The following is a 19048-nucleotide window of genomic DNA, read 5'->3' on the forward strand; positions in this document are numbered from 1 at the left end:
CCCAGGTCGGGCAGCCACTCGAGCCGGCCGGGGGTCAGCCGAGCCAGCCGGGGCGGACGAGGCCGGTTTGGTAGGCCATGACGACGAGTTGGGCCCGGTCGCGGACGCCGAGCTTCACCATCGCGCGGCTGACGTGGGTCTTGGCCGTGGCCGGGCTGAGTACGAGACGCTGAGCGATCTCGTCGTTGGACAGCCCTTCCCCCACGAGGGCGACGATCTCGCGCTCGCGCTCGGTCAGTACATCAAGTTCTTTGCTGGCATGCGGCTGCCGGCTCCGGCTCGCGAACTCGGCGACCAGCCGCCGGGTGACACCAGGAGAGAGCAACGCATCGCCTCGGGCAACAACCCGAACAGCCTGCAGCAGCTCAACCGGCTCGGTGTCCTTGACCAGGAACCCACTGGCCCCGACCCGAAGGGCTTCGAACACGTACTCGTCCAGATCGAAGGTCGTCAGGATCACCACATGCACACCGGCGAGCGCTTCCTCGGCCCCGATCAACTTGGTCGCCTCGAGCCCGTCCATCCCCGGCATCCGGATGTCCATCAGAACGACATCCGGCTTCTCGGCCTTGGCCAGCTCGAACGCCGCGGCGCCATCGGCGACCTCCCCGACCACGGTGATGTCGTCCTCCGCATTCAGCAGCGAACGGAACCCCGCCCGAACCAGCGCCTGATCATCAGCCAGCAACACCCGGATCATGCTGCAAACCTAGAGCATCCACCGGTCAGCGCTGCTCGACGGACAAGGCGGCGACGAGGCGAGTCGACGCGGCAGGTCCGGTGGCGGGGCCGACGGGTGGCGGGGCGGCCGGGCGATCAGGCGAGGCCGGCGTCGTGGGCGAGGAGGGCTATCTGGGTGCGGTTGCCCAGTTCGAGTTTGCCGAGGATGTGGGAGATGTGCGCCTTCACGGTCGCCACGCTCATGTACAGCTCGGTCGCGATGTCCGCGTTCGCCTTGCCCTGCGCGACCGCCAGCATCACGTCGTACTCGCGGGGAGACAACCGCGAGAACGCCTCCTGAGCCCGCGTATGCGCATCGGCCTGCGTCGCCGCCTGGTCCATCAGCCGGCGCGTGATCGCGGGCGACAGGATCGGATCACCCGCCGCGACCCGGCGTACCGCCTCGACGATCCGGGCCGGCGGCGTGTCCTTCAGCAGAAACCCGCTCGCCCCGGCGCGCAACGCATGCAGCACGTTCTCGTCGGTGTCGAAGGTCGTCAGCACGATCACCTCCGGCGGATTCTTCCGCGCCCGCAACCGCCGGGTCGCGACGATCCCATCGACCCGCGGCATCCGCAGATCCATCAGCACCAGATCAGGAAAATGCGCATCGACGGCCGCCGGCACCTCATCCCCATCAGCCGCCTGCGCCACCACGGCGATCCCGTTGGCCCCGTCCAGCATCATCTCCAAACTCGCCCGCACCAACGCATCGTCGTCAACCACGAGCACCCGGATCGTCTCACTCACAACGACCACCGTAGCGGGACTCACAGCGGCCATGGCAGCGTCGCCTCCAGCCGGAACTGGCCGTCGGGAGCGCGCCCGTGGTCCAGCGTGCCGCCCGCCAGGTGCACGCGCTCGGTCAACCCGACCAGGCCTGTACCACTCCCAGGCGCCAGCGGTACGCCGTTGCCGCTCGGGTTGCTGAGCTCGATCCGCAACGACTCACCAGGCTTGCCGTCGACGACCAGCGTGACGGGATGCCCGGCCGCGTGCTTGCGCGCATTGGTCAACCCTTCCTGCACCACCCGGTACGCCGTCCGCCCGGTTGCCGGGGGCAACGATTCCGGCGCACCGACGGATTCGGCGTACCGGATCTCCGTACCGGCATCCCGCGACTCGGCAACCAGCCCGGCCAGATCGCCGAACGTCGGTTGCGGCCGCCCACCCGGAAGCTCGTCGATCTCGCTGTCGCGGAGCACGCTGATCACCTCGCGCAACTCGTCCAGCGCCTGATGCACCCCGGTACGGATCACCCCGGCCGCCTGGGCAAGCTTCTCCGGCGACGAGTCCGGCCGGTACTCGAGCGCCCCGGCGTACGTCGCGAGCAACGACAGCCGATGCGCGAGCACGTCATGCATCTCGCGCGCCATCTTCGTCCGCTCCAACGTCCGCGCCTCCGCGACCCGCCGCCCTTGCTCGTTCTCGGCCCGGAGAGCGCGCTCTCGCAACGAGTTGAGCAGTTGCCGTCGGGCTTGCATCCACTGTCCCCAACCGAGCAGGGCGGCGTGAACGGCGATGTCCAGCACGACGAACCAGCCCAGATCGAGCCCGTTGATCGGTCGCCAGAGCTCCTGGACGAAGTGGCCGACAACGCCGGCCGCGGCGACGAGCGCGGCCGTTTTCACCGTACGACGCTGCGCGACCGTCAACGTGCCGACCGTCGACGGCGGCGTCGCGGCGGGGGAGAGCATGGCCAGTACGGCCTGCGCCAGCGCGCCCTGGACCGGGTACCGCCCGAGTACCGGAATGAGGCCACAGGCAACAATCCCGACCGCGACGTCGAAAGCCAGCCATCCCGGCTGCAGGTCTCCCACCTGCCGCCCGAAGATCGTCATTCCCGACAGCGCCGCGACAGCAGTCACCGCGATGACGTTGGCCCAGCGGTCGCGCCTGGACGCCGTACAGAACTCCTCCATGCCGCCGACCCTAAGCCGCCCACCATCCCACCCACCACCGACCAAAGTCGATGCCGCACCGACCGGAGACCAACCCACTCCCGCCCCAAGACCGATGCCGCCACCCCACACCGCGGCCAATCCTTACCCCATGACCACAACCCCAAGAACCACCGCAGCCACCACCACAGCAGTTCCCACCCGCATCGAGGGTCGTAGCCGGCTGCTAGTCGCCGGAACCACCACCACCATCGTCGCCGTCGCCTGGTGGGCCGTCCTCACCCAAGCCTTCAACCTCACCCTCGAAGCCAGGCAAGGCAGCACCATCCACATCGGCGCACCCTCGGTCCTCTTCGCCGCACTGGCGATGTCCCTGGCCGGCTGGGCCCTGCTGGCCATCCTCGAACACAACACCATCGCCGCCCGCAAAGCCTGGACGATCACCGCCACCATCGCCTGCGCCCTGTCCCTCACCAGCCCCCTCACCGCAGGCATCGGCACAGGCGCCAAACTCGGCCTTGCGTCCCTCCACATCCTGGTAGGAAGCCTGGTCATCCTCGGCCTTCGCCGCACAGCCCTCTCCACCAAGGCCCGCTGCAACCCCACCATCTAAGGGCCCCAACACCGCCGCAGGATCAACGCAGCTGAGCAGCCCGATAGAACCCCTCGATGTGCGCGGTGATGAGCGCTGCCGCCTCATCACCCGCCCCGGCCCGGATCGCCCCCACGATCGACCGATGCTCGGCCCGCAGGCCGACGGCCGTCGCATCCCAGTCCGCCAGATTCGGTACCGCGGCCAGCACGTACCCGTGAATCGCAGTACGCAACGACGACATCACGGCAGCGATCAGCACGTTCCCCGCCAGCGCCGACAACGCCACATGGAACTCCGCGTCGAGCAGATGGAACTCCTCCGGCGACAACCCCGGATCATCCATCCGGTCCAGCAACTCCTCAGCCGCCACCAAGTCACCGGCCCCCGCATGATGCGCCGCCTCGCGGGCAGTCCACGACTCCAGCAGCACACGCGTCTGCACGATGTCGCCCATCGGCAGATGGTTCGTCGCGAGGTGCAATCGCAGCAACGCGGTCAACGGCGAGGCCGGCTCGGCGACGATCACCGCGCCTGACTCAGGTCCCGAGCCGGTCGCAGTACGGACCACGCCCATCGCCTCCAGCACCCGCACGGCCTCCCGCACCGACGGCCGGCTGATCCCGAGCTGTTCGGCCAGGGAGCGCTCTCCAGGCAGCCGCTCGCCGAGCCTCAGCCGCCCGGCCGCGAGATCGGCCTCGACCCGGCTCAGGACCAGCTCGTAGTTCTTCACCGGCACACGCACGGTACGGAGCAGTTCGTCACAGACGGGAGTGTAGCCCTGTGGTCGGACCACAGACTATGCTGTGGTCCGACCACACCGTCCAGCTGTCGAGGGAAGCACCGATGACCGAACGCCAGATACCCCGCTGGTCCGAGCTCAAGCCGCTGCTGCGCCCCAAGCCGGTCACCCTGAACGCGACCGATCGCCGGCTGGCGAAGGCGCTCACCATCGCCGACCTGCGCGCGCTCGCCAAGCGCCGGACGCCGCGCTCGGTCTTCGACTACACCGACGGCGCCGCCGAGGCCGAGATCAGCCTGAGCCGCGCCCGGCGGCTGTTCCGCGAGATGGAACTGCAGCCGTCGATCCTGCGCGACGTCTCCGAGATCGATCTCGGCACGTCGATCCTCGGCGGCCGCTCGGAGCTGCCGTTCGCGTTCGCGCCGACCGGCTTCACCCGGATGATGAACCACGAGGGCGAGAGCGCGGTCGTCAAGGTCGCCCAGGACATCGGCATCCCGTACGCGCTGTCGACGATGGGCACAACCTCGATCGAGGACGTCGCCGCGGCCGGTCCGGACGCGCGCAAGTGGTTCCAGCTGTACGTCTGGAAGGACCGCGCCGCCGGCGAGGACTTGGTCAAGCGGTCAGCCGCCGCCGGGTACGAAGCACTGATGCTGACCGTCGACGTACCGGTCGCCGGCGCCCGGCTTCGCGATGTCCGCAACGGCTTCACCATCCCGCCGTCACTGACGGTCAAGACGGTCCTGGACGCGTCGATGCACCCGGCCTGGTGGGCCAACCTGCTCACCACCCGCCCGCTCACCTTCGCGTCGCTGTCGAGCTGGGGCGGTACGGTCGCCGACCTGCTGAACCAGCTCTTCGACCCGACCATGACCATCGACGACCTGAACTGGCTCCGCTCGATCTGGGACGGCCCACTCATCATCAAGGGCATCCAGACCGTCGAGGACGCCCGCCGCGTGGTCGACGCCGGCGCCGACGCCATCGTCTTGTCCAACCATGGCGGCCGTCAGCTGGACCGCGCCCCCACGCCGCTCCGGATCCTTCCCGAGGTCCGCAAGGCCATCGGTACGGACGCCGAGATCTACCTGGACACCGGCATCATGAGCGGCGCCGACATCGTCGCGTCCCTGGCCCTGGGGGCGGACGCCTGCCTGGTTGGCCGTGCCTACCTCTACGGTCTGATGGCAGGTGGTGAGCGAGGCGTGGCCCGAGCCGCTCAGATCCTCACCACCGAGATCCGGCGCACCATGGCCCTCCTGGGCGTGGACAAGGTCGCGGACCTCAACGAGGGTCACGTCCGCCTGCCCTGACCGCCGGTACCCCGACGATCGTCGTCAGATCGGAAGGGTGGCGACGATCCTGAGACCGCCAGTCGGAGTACGGCTGGCGGTCAGGGTGCCGCCCAGAGCGGTGGCTCGTTCTCGCATGCCGACGATGCCGTTGCCCTCGCGCGGTGGCCCGGCCAGTGCGGAGCCATCGTCGTCCACCTGCAGTACGAGCGACTCCTCGCCGTACTGGATGCGCACGGTCGCGGCAGTGGCCTTCGCATGCCGTACGACGTTGGTGAGCGACTCCTGGATGATGCGGAAGGCCGCGCGGTCCAGGCTGGTCGGTAGCGGGCGCGGGTCTCCGTGGATGATCGTGTGTACCTCCAGCCCGGCCATCGACGTACGGCTGATCAGGTGGTCGAGCCGGTCCAGCCCGGCGACCGGTTGGCGTGGTGCTGACTCGTCGGACTGCCGTAGTACGCCGACGATCGACCGGAGCTCGACCAGTGCCTCCTTGCTGGCGTCCTTGATCGCTGCCAGCGCCGGCCCGGCCTGCTCCGGTTGTCGGTCAACCAGGTGCAGCGCAGTGGACGCCTGCACGTTGATCAGCGAGATGTGGTGCGCCACCACGTCATGGAGCTCCTGCGCGATCCGCAGCCGCTCCTCACCGGCCCGCCGCAACTCTGCCTCACGCCTGGTCTTGTTGGCGGCCATCACCCGCTCGCGATGCCCCCGGAACAGCTCGGCCAGGAACCCCAGTACGACGAAGCAGGTGCCGACCAGGAGGATCTGGTAGACGTTCTGATCATTGGTACCGAGCACGAGTCGTCCAAGCACGTGCCCGGCGTACAGTGCGACCAGTCCTATCCAACCGGCCAGCCGATGCCCGGTCCTGATCACCGTGAAGACAGCGATCACGAAAGCGAAGATGATCGGCCCGTACCCGTACTGCATCAGCATGTACGCGAGCGTCGAGATGACCGTTGCCCACAGCACCGGTATCGGACGGCTCCGCAGCCAGTAGAGCGCCACGGAGCCGAGTAGGACGAGCACCACCATGATCCAGTCGCCATGGCGCCGCCCCTCCTGGTTGTTGGAGGAGCCGAACGACCCGAACACCGCGACGACCGAGACGACCGCAGGCAGCAGCACCCGCCTCAGGCGACTGCCGTCGGATATCAGCTCAGTAGTGCTCACCTTCGAACCGTAGAGGTCGGGCCTATCCGGTGTCATCGTCGCCACGGAGTACTTCGCACTGCGCCGCCCGCAGTACCGCCTGCCGCCTCAGTACTTGACCTTGTAGATGCTCTCTTCGTAGCTGGGGCCGTAGTACTGCTTCAGCTCGGCAAGGTCGGCGTCCTGGCGGTCGGTTGCCTTCGCGATCTCGGCGCGGCTCGGCACCGCCTCCGGGTCCCAGCTCTCGGTCTTCCACAGCTTGGAGCGCAGGAAGGCCTTGGAGCAGTGGTGGAAGATCTCCTCGATCTCGACCAGCAGTGCGAGCTGCGGCCGGTTGCCCTTCACGATCATCTCGTCGAAGAACGGCGCTTCCTTGACGATCCGGGCCCGGCCGTTGATCCGCAGCGTCTCGCCGCGGCCCGGCAGCAGGTAGATCAGCCCGACGTGGGGATTGGTGACGATGTTGAGAAAGCCGTCGATCCGCCGGTTGCCGGCCCGCTCGGGGATCACGATGGTGCAGTCGTCCAGCACCTTGGTGAAGCCGGCCGGGTCGCCCTTGGGGGAGACGTCGCAGCTGCCGTCGGCGGCGGAGGTGGCGATCAGGCAGAACGGTGACGCGGCCAGCCACTGCTTGTCGAGCTCGTGGAGCTCCTTGCGTACCTTGTTCGCGGTGGCCTGCAACGGCGCCGGGACCACCTCGCGCAGCTCTTCCTGCGAGGTGATCTCGACCAGTCCGGGGATGTCCATCAGGCGGCCTGCTCCTCCTCAAGAGACGGCTCGGTCACCTGGCCGGCGGACCGCGTCCGTGCCGCCCATCGTACGGCGGGACCAGTTGCCACACTGGTCCCAAGGAACAGGGCGCCGACGATCATCCAGCCCACCGGACCCCATCCCAGGACCAGTGTGGTGAGCAGCGCCGGACCGAGCATCCGGGCGATCGCGGGGCCGGTTCCGAAGAAACCCTGGTACTGGCCCTGCTTGTCGGCAGGAGCAAGGCCGAAGCTGATCTCCCAGGCACCGGAGGCCAGCTTCATCTCGCCCAAGGTCAGCAGCGCTGCAGCGACAGCCAGTACTGCGGCTGCGCCGACGGGGGCCATCCCGATGGCGGAGAGGGCGAAGACCCCACATGCGGCCAGCATCGCGACTCCGGCGAAGCGGACCGAGCGGGTCGCAGTACGGAGGTCGGTGACCGAGCGGGCGATCCGTACCTGGAAGAACGTGACGCCGAGCGTGTTGATGATGAGCAGCGAGGCGACGACCCAGCCGGGGGCGTTGGTGCGCTCGACGATCCACAGCGGGGCGACGAGGCTCAGCAGTGGCATGAACATCAGCATTACGGCGTTGAGCAGGGCCAGTACGGCGTACGGGCGATCGTGCAGCACCGCCAGGCGAGGCTCGCCGGCGACCCGGAGCTTGACGGGCTGGACTGCGGGGACCCGGTGGATCAGGGCTGCGGCGATCAGGAAGCTCGCGGCGTCGATCGCGAAGACGGTCAGGTACGCCGGTGCCGTGTCGAACCGTAGTGCCACACCGCCGAACGCGGCGCCCACTGCGAGACCCGCGTTGACCGTCGATTGCAGGAACGCGCGGATCCTCGTGCGCTCGGCCGGCTGGACCAAGCCGGCCAGTAGAGCCTGGCGAGCGGCGGTGAGTCCGGTCTGGCTGCTCGCGTAGGCGATGGCCGCGATCAGGAACAGCGGGAAGCTGCGGACGAAGAGGAACGAGCCGACCGAGACCGCGGTGGACAGTGCCAGCAGGATGGCGACGCCGCGGGGGCCTTTGCGGTCGGCGAGATTGCCGAGCGGTACGCCGGTCAGGAAGCCGACCAGCCAGGCGATCGTGAGGCCGAGCCCGACCTGCGCGGTGGACAGGCCGACGACGCGGGTGAAGAAGAGCGCCGAGGTGACGATGAACGCGCCGTCGCCGACCGAGTTGGCCAGCTGCGCGAACGCGAGATTGCGGGCGGCGCCGGCCGGCGGCAGCAGCGAACCGGCCTTCGTGATGCGGGTGGTGGTCATCTCGGTCTCCCTCAGCTCTTGTTACCCCGAGCCTAAGATCCGACCGGCCCATCCACGCGGTCCACTTCACCGCAGATCCCGTGGGCCAATTGAGGCAATCCGAATTGGGCTGTGGACAACCGCCGATCGGCTGGGAAACGACGGCACCTTCTAGGTATGACCTTCAACGACCTCCCCACCAACTGGCTCACCCGTCCACTGACCGACCCCGTGCTCGCCGCCAACGCCGTCGACCTCTTCGTCACCGAGGCCGAGCGCCGCCAAGGCGTCCTGGCCGCCCTGATCTGCGACGGCCGAGCCCGCTTCCGTACGTCGATCCTTCTCGACCTACCGCGAGACGCCCCACTGGCCTCGGCCAGGTCCTGCATCAGAGCCCTGGCACCCCTGGTGCCGGTCCTCCAGGGCCGCCCCGACGGCGCCCTCATCCTCGCCCTGGGCCGCCCCGAACCAGACCCACCCTCAGACCACGACTGGACCCAAGCCGCCATCCAAACCTGCCAAACAGCCTCGATCCGCCTCCTGGCCTTCTACCTAGCCACCCCCACCAACCTCCACGCCGTCCCCCTACCCACCCCACCACGCCCACCCGGCCCAACCTCGCCGACCCGACACACCGCACCACGCCCGCCGCCCCAACATTGCCCACCGGGCACACCCCTTGCCGGTCGCCTCGAGCGCTCTCGGGGTCAGCGGACGCCTCGGGGGCGGAACTGGATGCTGATCCGGGGGCCGATGTGACCGGAGGACTTGGGAATCGCGTGCTCCCAGGTGCGCTGGCAACTACCACCCATCACGATCAGATCCCCATGCCCCAACGGATAGCGAATCGTCGAACTCACCGGCCCACTGTTACTCCCCGGCTTCGGCCGCAACGCAAGTACCCGCGGTTCACCCACGGAAAGGATCGCCACCATCGTGTCCTCGCGACTGCCCCGACCGATCTTGTCGCCATGCCAGGCGACGCTGTCCCGCCCATCGCGATAGAAACACAAGCCGGCCGTCCGAAACGGCTCTCCGAGCTCCTCCGCGTAGTGCTCGCTCAGGAGATCCCGCGCCTCGTCGAGAATCGGCAACGGCAGATCCTCGTTCTCCCCGTAGAAGCACAGCAGCCGGGGAACATCGACCACCCGGTCGTACATCTGCCGTCGCTCATCACGCCAGGGCACGTCGGCGGCAAGCCGCTCGTACACCTGGTCCGCCCCGGTCAACCACCGCGGCAGCACGTCGATCCACGCGCCCTGGCTCAGCTCCGTCCGCCGAATCCCGTCCAGCGATCCCAACGCGGGATCCTCGAACGCATCCAGCAAGGAGGCCTGAAGATCAGCACCCATACCCCCACCATAGCCGACATTCGAACAAACGTTCCCCTAGGCATCCCAATCTCGCCACTCCTGTGTGAGATCCCAAGCCACCGGTGACGGCTCACTCGTACGCACGTTCAGCCCATCGCGGTCTGTACATCCCGTCGGCCGACGACCCGCCGCCGTCCGGCGGGTCCGGTGAGACCGTACGCCGAACTGCACGCGCACTCGCACCCATCTGCCGTCCTCACTCGCCACCGCCGCTGTTATACGGCTTCGATGAGCAGGTTGGTGATGAGGTCGTCTTTCGTGGCGAAGGTGAACGCGAAGGTCAGGGGGCCGCCCGGAAACTCGCCGTCGATGGATGCCAGCAGGCGATCGTCGTCGAACGAGGTCGGCGTGATGACGATCTTGGGGTCCACCTGGTGCACCTTTATCCACTCCCGGATCTCGGCCTCTGTGGCGTAGGTGGCGCCGTCATCGACGACGGTGGCTCCGGGTGCGAAGACGGCGAACAGCGACTCGCCGTCGTGGGTGTTGGTGGTCGTGACGAAGTTCTCCACGGCCTTGGGCAGGGCGATTGCACTCATTGTGTGCTCTCTTCTCTCTCTGGTCTGAATCGGGACGCTCGGCAGCGTCCGGGCTTGGGGAAGACTGACTGATCGCTTCGCTGAAATGGTTTTCGGTCAGACGGTGGGCACGGTTCCGCCGTCGATCACGTACTCGGCACCGACGATCGACGACGCTCGATCGGACACCAGGAACCCGACGAGATCGGCAATCTCCTCCGGGCTGGCGAACCGGCCCAGCGGCACGCCACCGAGGGAGTCGAAGATCTTCTGCTTGGCTCCGTCCCTGCTGATGCCGTTGCCTTCGGCGATCCGGTCGACGAATCGCTCGTAGGCCTCGGTCTCGATCCCGCCGGGGCTGATCGAGTTGACCCGCACGCCTCGTGGTGCAAGCTCGTTCGCGAGTCCCTTGCTGTACGTGCGCAGCGCCGCTTTCGAGGCCGCGTACGCCAGAGATGCTTCGAACTGTGGCATCTCGCGCTGGATCGAGGTGAAGTGGAGCACCACGCCTGAGCCGGACTCGATCATCGCGGGGAGCAGCGCCCGGTCGAGCCGGACGGCGCCGAGGAAGTTGAGCTGCAGCTCAGTCATCCACTGCTCATCGGTGATGACCGCGAATCCGCCGGACGGAGTCGAGGCGCCTCCCACCACGTGCACGAGGATGTCCACTCCGCCGGCCTGGCTCATTCGGGTGGCAACACGGTCCGACCCGCCGGCAGTCGAGGTGTCGGCCTCGATGAAGCGGTCGGGAAACTCGTAGCCGGCGGGCATCGATCGGGCTGTCACGAAGACATCGGCGCCGAGCTCCCGGAGCCGCTCGGCCACGGCTTTGCCTGATCCTTTCGACCCGCCTGTGACGAGGGCTCGGCGCCCGTCCAGCCGGTCGCGTTCTGACTTCGACATGGTTCCTCCTCTCGGAGCTCTCGGCTCCATCAGTCATGAAATTCCCGGGGACGCAGGGTGAACTGCTCCGGGAAGGTCCAGTTGAAGCGGACTGCGGCCAGCCGCACGAGGGTGGTTGCCAGCACGCAGACGAGTCCCGTGATCGGGATGGGTGTACCGAGCCGGGCCAGAAGAACGAGTACGCCGGTACCGGTGCCCGCGGCGACGGCGTACAGGGTGCCGACCTGCAGGAAAGAGAACGGCAGGCTCAGAATCACGTCGCGCAGCATCCCGCCGCCGATGGCCCCGATGACACCGACGACCAGCGCTCCGGCCTCGCCGACACCGAGCGACAGTGCTTTCGTGGCCGCGATGGCTCCGAACAGGCCCATCACAACGGCGTCGAGCAGTACGGTGATGATCCAGTCCGCCCGCGCCAGCACAGGTTGCAGCACCATGCCGAGGATCGCCGAGGCGCCGGCGACGATCAGGTACCAGTTGCTCCAGATGACGACCGGTGGCTGGTTGAGCACGATGTCGCGCAGCAGGCTCCCCCCGAGCGAGACGGTGAGCCCGATCACGATGACGCCAAGCAGGTCGATCCGGCGAGGTCTGATGCCTGCAGCGAAGAGAGCCCCTTGCAGGCCACCGAGTCCCGCGGCCAGGAGTTCGATCCAGAGCGGCACCTGGAACGGGATGATCGACATATGACCTCTCCCTCGGAGTGAGCCGGCATGCACGGCGGGCGCGTGGCCGGAGGCCGGTCAGCGGGTACGAGGCAGCGCACTCTTTGCGGCGGCGTCGATGGTGTCGGCCACGACGTCGGCCTGGGTGATGAACAAGGCGTGACTCGCGGGCACGTAGGTGATCTCCGCGCCACTCCGCTTCGCCATGTGCTGCAGCATTGCCTGATCGAATGCCTTGTCCTCGCTCGCGATCACGGCCCAGGTGGGCCTGTCGTGCCAGGCGGCGTTCTTCACCGGGGTGCTGAAGATCGCCATGTTGATCGGGACCTGCGAATCGCGCAGGAATGCGGCGTCCGCGTCGCTCACATCGTGGGCGAAGCCGTCCTTGAACTTGTCGTGGCTGAGGAACCCGTAGCCGTCGTCGCCGACGTCGATGACGAAGTCCGGGGTCGCCGCGAAGCCTTCGTACTGCTGGCTGGTGGTCTCGCCGGCGTCGGGTGCCAGCGCGGAGACGTAGACGAGCCCTGCCACGTTCGGGTGGATACCGGTCTCGGTGATGACCACGCCGCCATAGGAGTGGCCGACGAGGATCGTGGGGCCGTCCTGCCGGTCCAGCACCCGGTTGGTCGAGGCGATGTCGTCCGCCAGCGACGTCAGGGCGTTCTGCACGATCGACACCTGGTAGCCGCGGCTGGTCAGGTTGTCGTGAACGCCACGCCATCCCGAGCCGTCCGCGAACGCGCCGTGCACCAGCACGACATTCCTGATCTCCTGGTCGGTGCTCATGAACTGGTCCTCTCTCATCCTCTCGGCGGGCGTCGCGAGCGGAAGGGTGGTGAGCCGGCTGACCGCCGGGCTGAGATATGCAATATATTACAGCGCGGAGCGGGCGGCAACAGGCGCGACGGGGGGATTTGGGTGCAATATATTGCCATGCCGATACCCGCGGGCACTCCTGCCGTAGACCGCACTCTTCTGCGCGACGACGTCTATCGACGGCTCTGCGACGCCATCGTCGACGGAACGTTCAGGCCCGGCGAGCAACTCAAGGACGGCGACCTGGCGGAATGGCTGGGGGTAAGCCGGACCCCGGTGCGCGAAGCGCTGCTGCGCCTGGGGGAGAGTGGATTGGTGGTGGCGCTGCCGGGGCGATCGACAACGGTCAGCGACATCGACATCCAGGCGGTGCGAGACGCCAGAGATGTCGTCGCCGCGATGCACGAGTTGGCCGTGCGGCAGGTGACGAGCCGGCTCAGCAGCCAGGATGTCGACCGGATGCGGGACGCGAACCGCCGGTTCGCCGGCGCTGTGGCATCAGGCGATGTCAGCGCCGCGCTGATCGCCGACCAGGAACTGCACAGGATCCCGGTCGCCGCGCTCGGCAATCGGGCCATCGAGGCAGTACTTGAGCACTTCGACCCGCTGATCCGCCGCGCGGAGCGGCTGCGCTTCGGTGTCGACGGCCCGAAGTCCGTCGAGCGTCACGAGCAGCTGATCAGTCTCATCGACGCGAAAGAAGCAGGAGCCGCGGCAGCCGTCGCCTTCGACACCTGGCACAGCCTCACAGCCGATGACGAGTAAATTCACCGAGCCGGCCGACTGACCCCACCGAGCGGACGCCGCGGCTGGCCTAGCTGATGCAGAATTCGTTGCCTTCGGGGTCTTGGAGGATGAGGTAGTACTCGAGGTCGGCGGGGTTGTCGTCGCGGATGCGGTGTTTGACGGTGGCGCCGAGGGCTACCAGTTCGGCGGCTTTGGCGTCGATCAGTTCGATCCGGCGTTCCTGGCCGAGGGAGTCGTCGCGGCCCGTGGGATACAGGTCGAGGTGCAGGCGGTTCTTGCCGGCCTTCGCCTCGGGTACCTTCTGGAACCACAACGGCGGCCCGACCCCCGCTGGGTCGAAGAGCCGGTCGGTGAAAGCGTCCCGCCCGCCGAGGCGCCCGCGATAGTGCGCCCACCAACTCGGCTCATCCCCGGCGTCCGTAGTCGGCGGAGAATCGGCCTCGGTGGTCGGCGGAGAGGGCGGCGTCCGCACCCACCCAAGAGCTTCCTGCCAGAAGCGGGCGAGCCGCTCAGGGTCGTTCGCGTCGATCGTCAACTGCCAGAACACCATCAACAGAAGCTAACCCGCCACCGGGCCACAGAAGCTGTCCGGTTGCTGTGGCACAGAAATCAGCCGGTTGCCCGGGGCGGAGTTCGGGTGGTGCGGCCGTGAATGGATCAGACTGTGGTGACGGTCGGTCGGGTTGTGGAGGGAACATGGCGCGGTTGGTGATCCGGAACTGTTCGGTGCTGGTGGTGCCGGTGGAGGGGGAGTGCCGGGTCGACGAGTTTCAGGACATCGTGATCGAGGACGGGACGATCGACGAGGTGATGCCGGCCGGCGCGCTCGCCGCCGCGGCTGACATCGAGGAACTGGACGGGACCGGGCTGATCGCCGTACCGGGGCTGGTGAACTCGCACACCCACAGCCCGATGGTGATGATGCGCGGCGCGGCCGAGGACGTCTCGATCGACGACTGGTTCAACCGCAAGATCTGGCCGATGGAGATGAACCTGACGCCCGAGCGAGTCAAGGTCGGCGCCCGCCTCGCGTGTGCGGAGATGTTGCTGGCCGGGGTGACCACGTTCGTGGACCACTACTTCCATGCTGACCAGATCGCTGCGGCCGCACTCGAGACCGGGATCCGCGCGGATCTCGCGCCGACCTTCTTCTCCTCGACCGGCACGGATGGTCGCGAGGCGGCGTACGAGGCGGCCCGGCAGATCCGCGCCCTCGGCCAGAAGGCCACTGAAAACCAACTGCCCCGGATCACCGCAAGCCTCGGACCGCACGCCACCTACACCGTCTCCGAACAAGACCTGGCCCGTACTGCGGAAGTCGCACAAGCCGAAGGATTCCGCATCCACCTCCACGCCGCCGAGACGGCCGACCAGACGCAATCCTCGATAGACCGTCTCGGCGCGACTCCGATCGAGGTGCTCGCCCGCACCAACGTCCTCGAGGCAGGCGCCCTCATCGCCCACGGCTGCGGCATCACCGATGCCGACCTTCCGATCCTGGCCAAACACGCGGCCCGTACGTCGGTCGCCGCATGCCCGAAGGTCTACCTCAAGCTCGCCATGGGCCCGACCACTCCGGTCAAGCGGCTCTGGTCGGCGGGTATCGCCGTCGGGGTCGGTACGGACGGAGCGGCCGTACACAACACTCTCGACGTCTGGGAATCCCTTAGGCTGTTGGCATTGACGCAGAAGCACCGCGAGCAGGACGCCGAATGGATGACCATCTCGGACACCCTCCGCGCCGCCACCCGAGGTGGAGCGGCAGCAGCCGGCCTGGCGGGCGAGATCGGCGCGATCGAGCCGGGGCGGCGCGCTGACATCGCACTGGTCGACCTGTCCGGACCGCACTGCCAACCGTTGCACGATCCAAGAGCAGCGCTGGTCTATTCGGTCCGCGCCTCGGACGTCGTCACGGTAGTTGTCGATGGCAACATAGTCGTGAGAGATCGCCGACTCACCACTATGGACCTGGACGAGATCGTGGGCGAGGCCCGCGAGCTGGCGCACACCTTGGTCGATCTGTCCCGAGGCGGCGCGGTCCAGCACTACGCTCCTTGACGCTCTCCGGGGTTCTACGCTGGGAACCCCGACCTGCCGAGGAGACTCCACCCATGACCGGTGCTGCCCCGACCTCGACCCTGACCGGCTGGGCGAAGGCGCCCTTCAGTGGCGCTGGACTCACCTATGACTGCTATGAGAAGGGTGAAGGTCCCGGCGTCGTGCTGATCCCGGAGATCCCCGGGATCACCCCGCAGGTGCTCGGGCTCGCGGATCATCTGGTCGACGAGGGGTTCACCGTTGTGATCCCGTCGCCGTTCGGTACGCCCGGCAAACCCGAGTCGGTCGGCTACGTGCTTGGGACGGTCGCCCGGCTGTGCGTGTCGTCGGAGTTCCGCGCCTTCGCGGTCAACGCCGAGCGCCCGATCACGGCGTACCTGCGAGCAGTCGCCGCCGACCTTGCGGCCCGTACGCCGGGACGCGGCGTCGGCGTCATCGGGATGTGCTTCACGGGCGGTTTCGCGCTGGCCACCGCCGTCGAGTCGAGCGTGCTGGCTTCGGTGCTGAGTCAGCCGGCCACGCCGTTCCCGATCTCCGCGAGGATGCGGCGCGATCCCACCATGTCGCGAGAAGAGCTGGCTCAAGTGGTCGAGCGGAGCCGCACCGACGGCCTGTGCGCGCTCGGCCTGCGGTTCACCAAAGACCGAGCGGTACCGCCCGAGCGCTTCGCCACTCTCCGCGAGCACCTCGGCGACGCCTTCGAGGTGATCGAACTCGACTCCAGTCCCGGCAACCCCGGCGGCTTCGCGAAGGGCGCGCACGGCGTCCTCACCACCGAGGTTCGCGAGACCCCGGGGCACCCCGCGCTGGCGGCCCGCACCCGCACAGTCGAGTTCCTGCACCGGCAGATCGACGCGACGCACGAGTAACGTCACCAAGAGTGGTTCAAGTGTTAAGGGAGTGTGTGGAATTCGCTCGCTGTGATTAGCCGCCCCCACCCCGGGAATAGTGGAACCGAAGTTGAGGTTGGGGGTGGTGTTCCGGTACCCGGAAGGGCCGAATCGTTGCTGTGTGCAAGGCGTGTTCAGCCCTGTGTGATGCTCGTCGATTTGCTCTGGCCGCACCCCCTTCCGGCATGGCACCATCGGCCACCGGGGGCGACACACATCAGGGGGCGAGCGAATGGCGAAGGCCAAGCGTGCGAGTGACCGGAGCGCGAACGACATGGTGGTCGAAGGAGCAGGACGCACGGGCCAGAACGGCCGTGCCCCACTGCGCGTGCAGAACGGTCAACCGCCCAATGGCAGCGCAACCGGCAACGGAAGCGCACCTGGCAACGGCACCGCCAACGGTGTGCCGCCGAACGCGACGCCGCCCGGCCGGCTGGTCCCACCAGACCCGGTAGCAGACGCAGTACCAGGCCCAGTACCAGCGCAGCCTGCAAGCCCCGAGCCGGCACGTTCGTCCGGCTTCGGCACACCGGTCAAGGTCGACGAGATCGCCCTGGCCGCCATCGCCTTGTCCGAGGGCCTGATCGCGGCAACGCGCGGCCTGCCCGAATCGGTGGCGTCCCGCCAACTCCGCCGCGATCTCGACCAGGCGGCCGACACCTTCCGTACGGTCGCCAGCGAACTCGAGACGACCGCGGGCAACCTGATCCGGCTGGCCGCGGCCGAGGGTCAGACCTGTCAGGTCACCTGGGGCATGTGCGAGGACCACGGCCTGACCCTGATGGCCGTCGGTGAGGTGGTGACCTGTCACGTGCTCGGCTGCTACCGCGAGCAGCAGGCCGTCGTCGAGCCCTGCACCCAGCCGGTCGCGTACCGGGTGGTCGACGTGGCCGGCCCTGCCCTTCTCACCTGCGCCGGCCACGCCATCGCTTGCCGCCTGCACCTCGATGGCGCGGTCATCACACTCGCCACCGACAGCCTGGAACTCCTTTAGAACCTGGAACTCCTTTAGAACTAGGAGATCCGGCAGGACGTCAACTGGTCGTTCGCATTGGGCGACAAGGCAACGAAGTTCGCCGTGTCGGCCGTCCGGGTCCAGGTCTGTCCGGTGAAGTTGTCCTCGGCGTAGATCGTCACCGTCCAGCCGGCCGGGATCTTCACCGACGACGCCCAGTTGTCCTGGACCCCGGCCGCGGCGAGCTGCGCCCGCGTGTAGTTGCCCTTGGCAAGTGCCTGGCCGGCCGTGCCACCGTAGTCGATGTGCTGGTAGAAGATCACGCCGCCGCTGCCCTGGTTCGGCATCGGCTGGGTCGGCCGCGTCGCGGTCAACGGGATCTGTCCCTTGAACATCCGCCCGCCGTCGTTGGTGAGCCGCAGGTAGTAGTCCGACGAGCACGCCGTCCCGTCCTCGTCGAGGGCGCGAAGCCCTGACCCGGTGGGGATCCAGGCCTGCGTCTCGGCCGTCTTGGCGATCTGGTTGCCCTCGTTGAACTCGTCGAACATCGAGATGTACATGCCCTGCACGCCGACTCGGGTGAGGTTGTAGAACTGCCGCCACATCAGCTCGCCGTGGGCGCGGTGACCGGACTGCAGATCGCCCGGAATGACACAGGGCTGGTAGTCGATGCCGTGCGCGTTGCAGTCGGCCTGATCCTGCTGATTCACGTTGTTGTAGTAGTGATCCGCGCCGGCGACGTCCTGGATCCGGCCGACCATCCACGGCGAGATCATGTTGAACGCGTGGTACACCTCGAGATACCCGGGCCGCGAGTCCTCGTTGCCGGGCAGCCAGTGCGTGGGCACGCCGCCGATCACGTAGCAGCCCTGGCCCTTGAACCAGTTGATGACATCGAGACAAGCCGAAGCAGGGAAGGCCTTGTTGGCCTCGTTGAAGCCGAAGCCCCAGATGCAGACGACCGGTTTGCCGTTCTGCTTCGCGTACGCCGGCGACGACGTGTACGCCTTCATCTTGTTGGTCCAGTCGGTCTTCATCTCCGACTGCATGTTCGTCCAGTCGGTCGCGTCGTACATGATGTAGAACTTGCGCCCGTACTGCTCGGCGGCCTGCCGGACCTTGGCCGCCATCGCGTCCCGGGTGGGTCCCTCACCACCGAACGGATTGAACCGTTGCAGCGCGGCCGTGTCGCAGCCGTTCTGCTGCATCCACTGGAAGTGCGTGTTGACGGTCTGCTGGTCGTACGACGAGAACAGCTTGGCCGGCTGGCCGTTGCCGAGATTCGCGTACGCCGTCTGGTACGTCGCCGTGTACTCACGGACATCCGGCCAGCTGACGATCGTGGTGTTCGACGGCGACGGCGGCTGACCCGCGTTGCGGCTGTAGTGCCACCAGCTGTTGATCGGGGCGCCGTCGCCGATACAGGCGAACCAGCCCTGGTAGCCGACGGTGATCTTGCCGACCACGTCGCCGGGGCCACTGGCGACCGGGGTCGCGGTGGTCGCGGAGGAGGGCAGAGCGGTGCCGATGGTGGTTCCGGCGGCTGCGGCGGTGGCTGCTGAGGCAGCCAGGAAAGTGCGGCGTGTGATCGGGGCGGAGGGGCGGGGAAGGTCAGACAAAGGCATTGCAGGCTCCTGAAAGGGGGCGGACAGGACTGCGGAGAGTGGCGCGAGCGTACAAACGGGCGCTTCAGTGCGCAAGGTCGCACGCAAAACTTGAAG

The 19048-nt window shown here is 67.6% G+C and carries 21 protein-coding genes; 7 read left to right on the forward strand and 14 right to left on the reverse strand.

All coding sequences use genetic code 11. The features are described 5' to 3' along the window. Positions 1 to 34 precede the first annotated feature (34 nt). The 3 genes from ACIA12_RS03325 to ACIA12_RS03335 all read right to left on the reverse strand — a co-directional run bounded on the left by ACIA12_RS03325 (position 35) and on the right by ACIA12_RS03335 (position 2642). On the reverse strand, positions 35 to 700 hold the full coding sequence (locus ACIA12_RS03325; RefSeq protein WP_396365178.1) for a response regulator: 666 nt from the start codon (positions 698 to 700) through the stop codon (positions 35 to 37). A 116-nt stretch (positions 701 to 816) separates the two neighbouring features. Continuing rightward, positions 817 to 1407 carry a response regulator gene (locus ACIA12_RS03330; protein WP_396366023.1) on the reverse strand — a complete coding sequence of 197 codons (591 nt, stop codon included), beginning with the start codon at positions 1405 to 1407 and terminating at the stop codon, positions 817 to 819. 83 nt (positions 1408 to 1490) lie between these two features. Next, positions 1491 to 2642 carry a sensor histidine kinase gene (locus ACIA12_RS03335; protein ID WP_396365179.1) on the reverse strand — a complete coding sequence of 384 codons (1152 nt, stop codon included), beginning with the start codon at positions 2640 to 2642 and terminating at the stop codon, positions 1491 to 1493. Positions 2643 to 2772: 130 nt separating this feature from the next. On the opposite strand from ACIA12_RS03335, the gene ACIA12_RS03340 reads away from it, so the two are divergent. Next, positions 2773 to 3234 (forward strand): DUF6069 family protein, encoded by a 462-nt coding sequence (locus ACIA12_RS03340; protein ID WP_396365180.1) that lies wholly within the window; start codon positions 2773 to 2775, stop codon positions 3232 to 3234. Between the two features lie 22 nt (positions 3235 to 3256). Here the strand turns inward: ACIA12_RS03340 and ACIA12_RS03345 are convergent, their stop codons facing one another. After that, positions 3257 to 3946 (reverse strand): FadR/GntR family transcriptional regulator, encoded by a 690-nt coding sequence (locus ACIA12_RS03345; protein ID WP_396365181.1) that lies wholly within the window; start codon positions 3944 to 3946, stop codon positions 3257 to 3259. Between the two features lie 113 nt (positions 3947 to 4059). Here ACIA12_RS03345 and ACIA12_RS03350 point away from each other — a divergent pair, with 113 nt between their 5' ends. Beyond that, complete coding sequence (locus ACIA12_RS03350) at positions 4060 to 5271, forward strand: alpha-hydroxy-acid oxidizing protein (RefSeq protein ID WP_396365182.1); 1212 nt, start codon at positions 4060 to 4062, stop codon at positions 5269 to 5271. Between the two features lie 24 nt (positions 5272 to 5295). Here the strand turns inward: ACIA12_RS03350 and ACIA12_RS03355 are convergent, their stop codons facing one another. From ACIA12_RS03355 to ACIA12_RS03365, 3 genes are all read right to left on the reverse strand, one after another. After that, positions 5296 to 6426 carry a sensor histidine kinase gene (locus tag ACIA12_RS03355; RefSeq protein ID WP_396365183.1) on the reverse strand — a complete coding sequence of 377 codons (1131 nt, stop codon included), beginning with the start codon at positions 6424 to 6426 and terminating at the stop codon, positions 5296 to 5298. A gap of 87 nt (positions 6427 to 6513) precedes the next feature. After that, positions 6514 to 7152 carry a pyridoxamine 5'-phosphate oxidase family protein gene (locus ACIA12_RS03360; protein ID WP_396365184.1) on the reverse strand — a complete coding sequence of 213 codons (639 nt, stop codon included), beginning with the start codon at positions 7150 to 7152 and terminating at the stop codon, positions 6514 to 6516. Continuing rightward, positions 7152 to 8423: an MFS transporter gene (locus tag ACIA12_RS03365; protein WP_396365185.1), complete on the reverse strand. Its 1272-nt coding sequence runs from the start codon at positions 8421 to 8423 to the stop codon at positions 7152 to 7154. Before ACIA12_RS03365 ends, ACIA12_RS03360 begins: the two co-directional genes overlap by 1 nt. Positions 8424 to 8579: 156 nt before the next feature. Here ACIA12_RS03365 and ACIA12_RS03370 point away from each other — a divergent pair, with 156 nt between their 5' ends. Next, positions 8580 to 9161 carry a hypothetical protein gene (locus tag ACIA12_RS03370; RefSeq protein ID WP_396365186.1) on the forward strand — a complete coding sequence of 194 codons (582 nt, stop codon included), beginning with the start codon at positions 8580 to 8582 and terminating at the stop codon, positions 9159 to 9161. On the opposite strand, the gene ACIA12_RS03375 is transcribed toward ACIA12_RS03370, so the two are convergent. From ACIA12_RS03375 to ACIA12_RS03395, 5 genes are all read right to left on the reverse strand, one after another. Beyond that, positions 9110 to 9754: an alpha-ketoglutarate-dependent dioxygenase AlkB gene (locus ACIA12_RS03375; protein WP_343965732.1), complete on the reverse strand. Its 645-nt coding sequence runs from the start codon at positions 9752 to 9754 to the stop codon at positions 9110 to 9112. The genes ACIA12_RS03370 and ACIA12_RS03375 overlap by 52 nt on opposite strands. Positions 9755 to 9990: 236 nt before the next feature. Next, entirely contained in the window at positions 9991 to 10314 is a 324-nt protein-coding gene (locus ACIA12_RS03380; RefSeq protein ID WP_396365187.1) for a nuclear transport factor 2 family protein, read from the reverse strand. A 96-nt stretch (positions 10315 to 10410) separates the two neighbouring features. Next, a complete protein-coding gene (locus ACIA12_RS03385) occupies positions 10411 to 11196 on the reverse strand; it encodes an SDR family oxidoreductase (RefSeq protein WP_396365188.1) in 786 nt (261 codons plus the stop codon). Positions 11197 to 11225: 29 nt separating this feature from the next. Then, positions 11226 to 11882 (reverse strand): trimeric intracellular cation channel family protein, encoded by a 657-nt coding sequence (locus tag ACIA12_RS03390; RefSeq protein ID WP_396365189.1) that lies wholly within the window; start codon positions 11880 to 11882, stop codon positions 11226 to 11228. Between the two features lie 57 nt (positions 11883 to 11939). Then, a complete protein-coding gene (locus tag ACIA12_RS03395; protein ID WP_396365190.1) occupies positions 11940 to 12647 on the reverse strand; it encodes an alpha/beta fold hydrolase in 708 nt (235 codons plus the stop codon). 147 nt (positions 12648 to 12794) lie between these two features. Between ACIA12_RS03395 and ACIA12_RS03400 the strand changes: the two genes are divergently transcribed. Then, the gene (locus ACIA12_RS03400) at positions 12795 to 13442 is read left to right on the forward strand and encodes a GntR family transcriptional regulator (RefSeq protein WP_396365191.1); all 648 of its coding nucleotides are present in this window, start codon (positions 12795 to 12797) and stop codon (positions 13440 to 13442) included. A gap of 49 nt (positions 13443 to 13491) precedes the next feature. Here the strand turns inward: ACIA12_RS03400 and ACIA12_RS03405 are convergent, their stop codons facing one another. Next, positions 13492 to 13974 (reverse strand): VOC family protein, encoded by a 483-nt coding sequence (locus tag ACIA12_RS03405; protein ID WP_396365192.1) that lies wholly within the window; start codon positions 13972 to 13974, stop codon positions 13492 to 13494. Between the two features lie 146 nt (positions 13975 to 14120). On the opposite strand from ACIA12_RS03405, the gene ACIA12_RS03410 reads away from it, so the two are divergent. The 3 genes from ACIA12_RS03410 (at position 14121) to ACIA12_RS03420 (ending at position 17366) form a co-directional block, all read left to right on the forward strand. After that, positions 14121 to 15482, forward strand: a complete 1362-nt coding sequence (locus ACIA12_RS03410) for an amidohydrolase (RefSeq protein ID WP_396365193.1) — start codon at positions 14121 to 14123, stop codon at positions 15480 to 15482. Positions 15483 to 15535: 53 nt separating this feature from the next. Beyond that, on the forward strand, positions 15536 to 16351 hold the full coding sequence (locus ACIA12_RS03415) for a dienelactone hydrolase family protein (RefSeq protein ID WP_396365194.1): 816 nt from the start codon (positions 15536 to 15538) through the stop codon (positions 16349 to 16351). 253 nt (positions 16352 to 16604) lie between these two features. Next, positions 16605 to 17366 (forward strand): hypothetical protein, encoded by a 762-nt coding sequence (locus tag ACIA12_RS03420; RefSeq protein ID WP_396365195.1) that lies wholly within the window; start codon positions 16605 to 16607, stop codon positions 17364 to 17366. Between the two features lie 20 nt (positions 17367 to 17386). On the opposite strand, the gene ACIA12_RS03425 is transcribed toward ACIA12_RS03420, so the two are convergent. After that, positions 17387 to 18952: a glycoside hydrolase family 71/99-like protein gene (locus ACIA12_RS03425; RefSeq protein WP_396365196.1), complete on the reverse strand. Its 1566-nt coding sequence runs from the start codon at positions 18950 to 18952 to the stop codon at positions 17387 to 17389. Positions 18953 to 19048 lie beyond the last annotated feature (96 nt).

The organism is Kribbella sp. NPDC051620, from assembly GCF_044453825.1.
Classification (GTDB): domain Bacteria; phylum Actinomycetota; class Actinomycetes; order Propionibacteriales; family Kribbellaceae; genus Kribbella.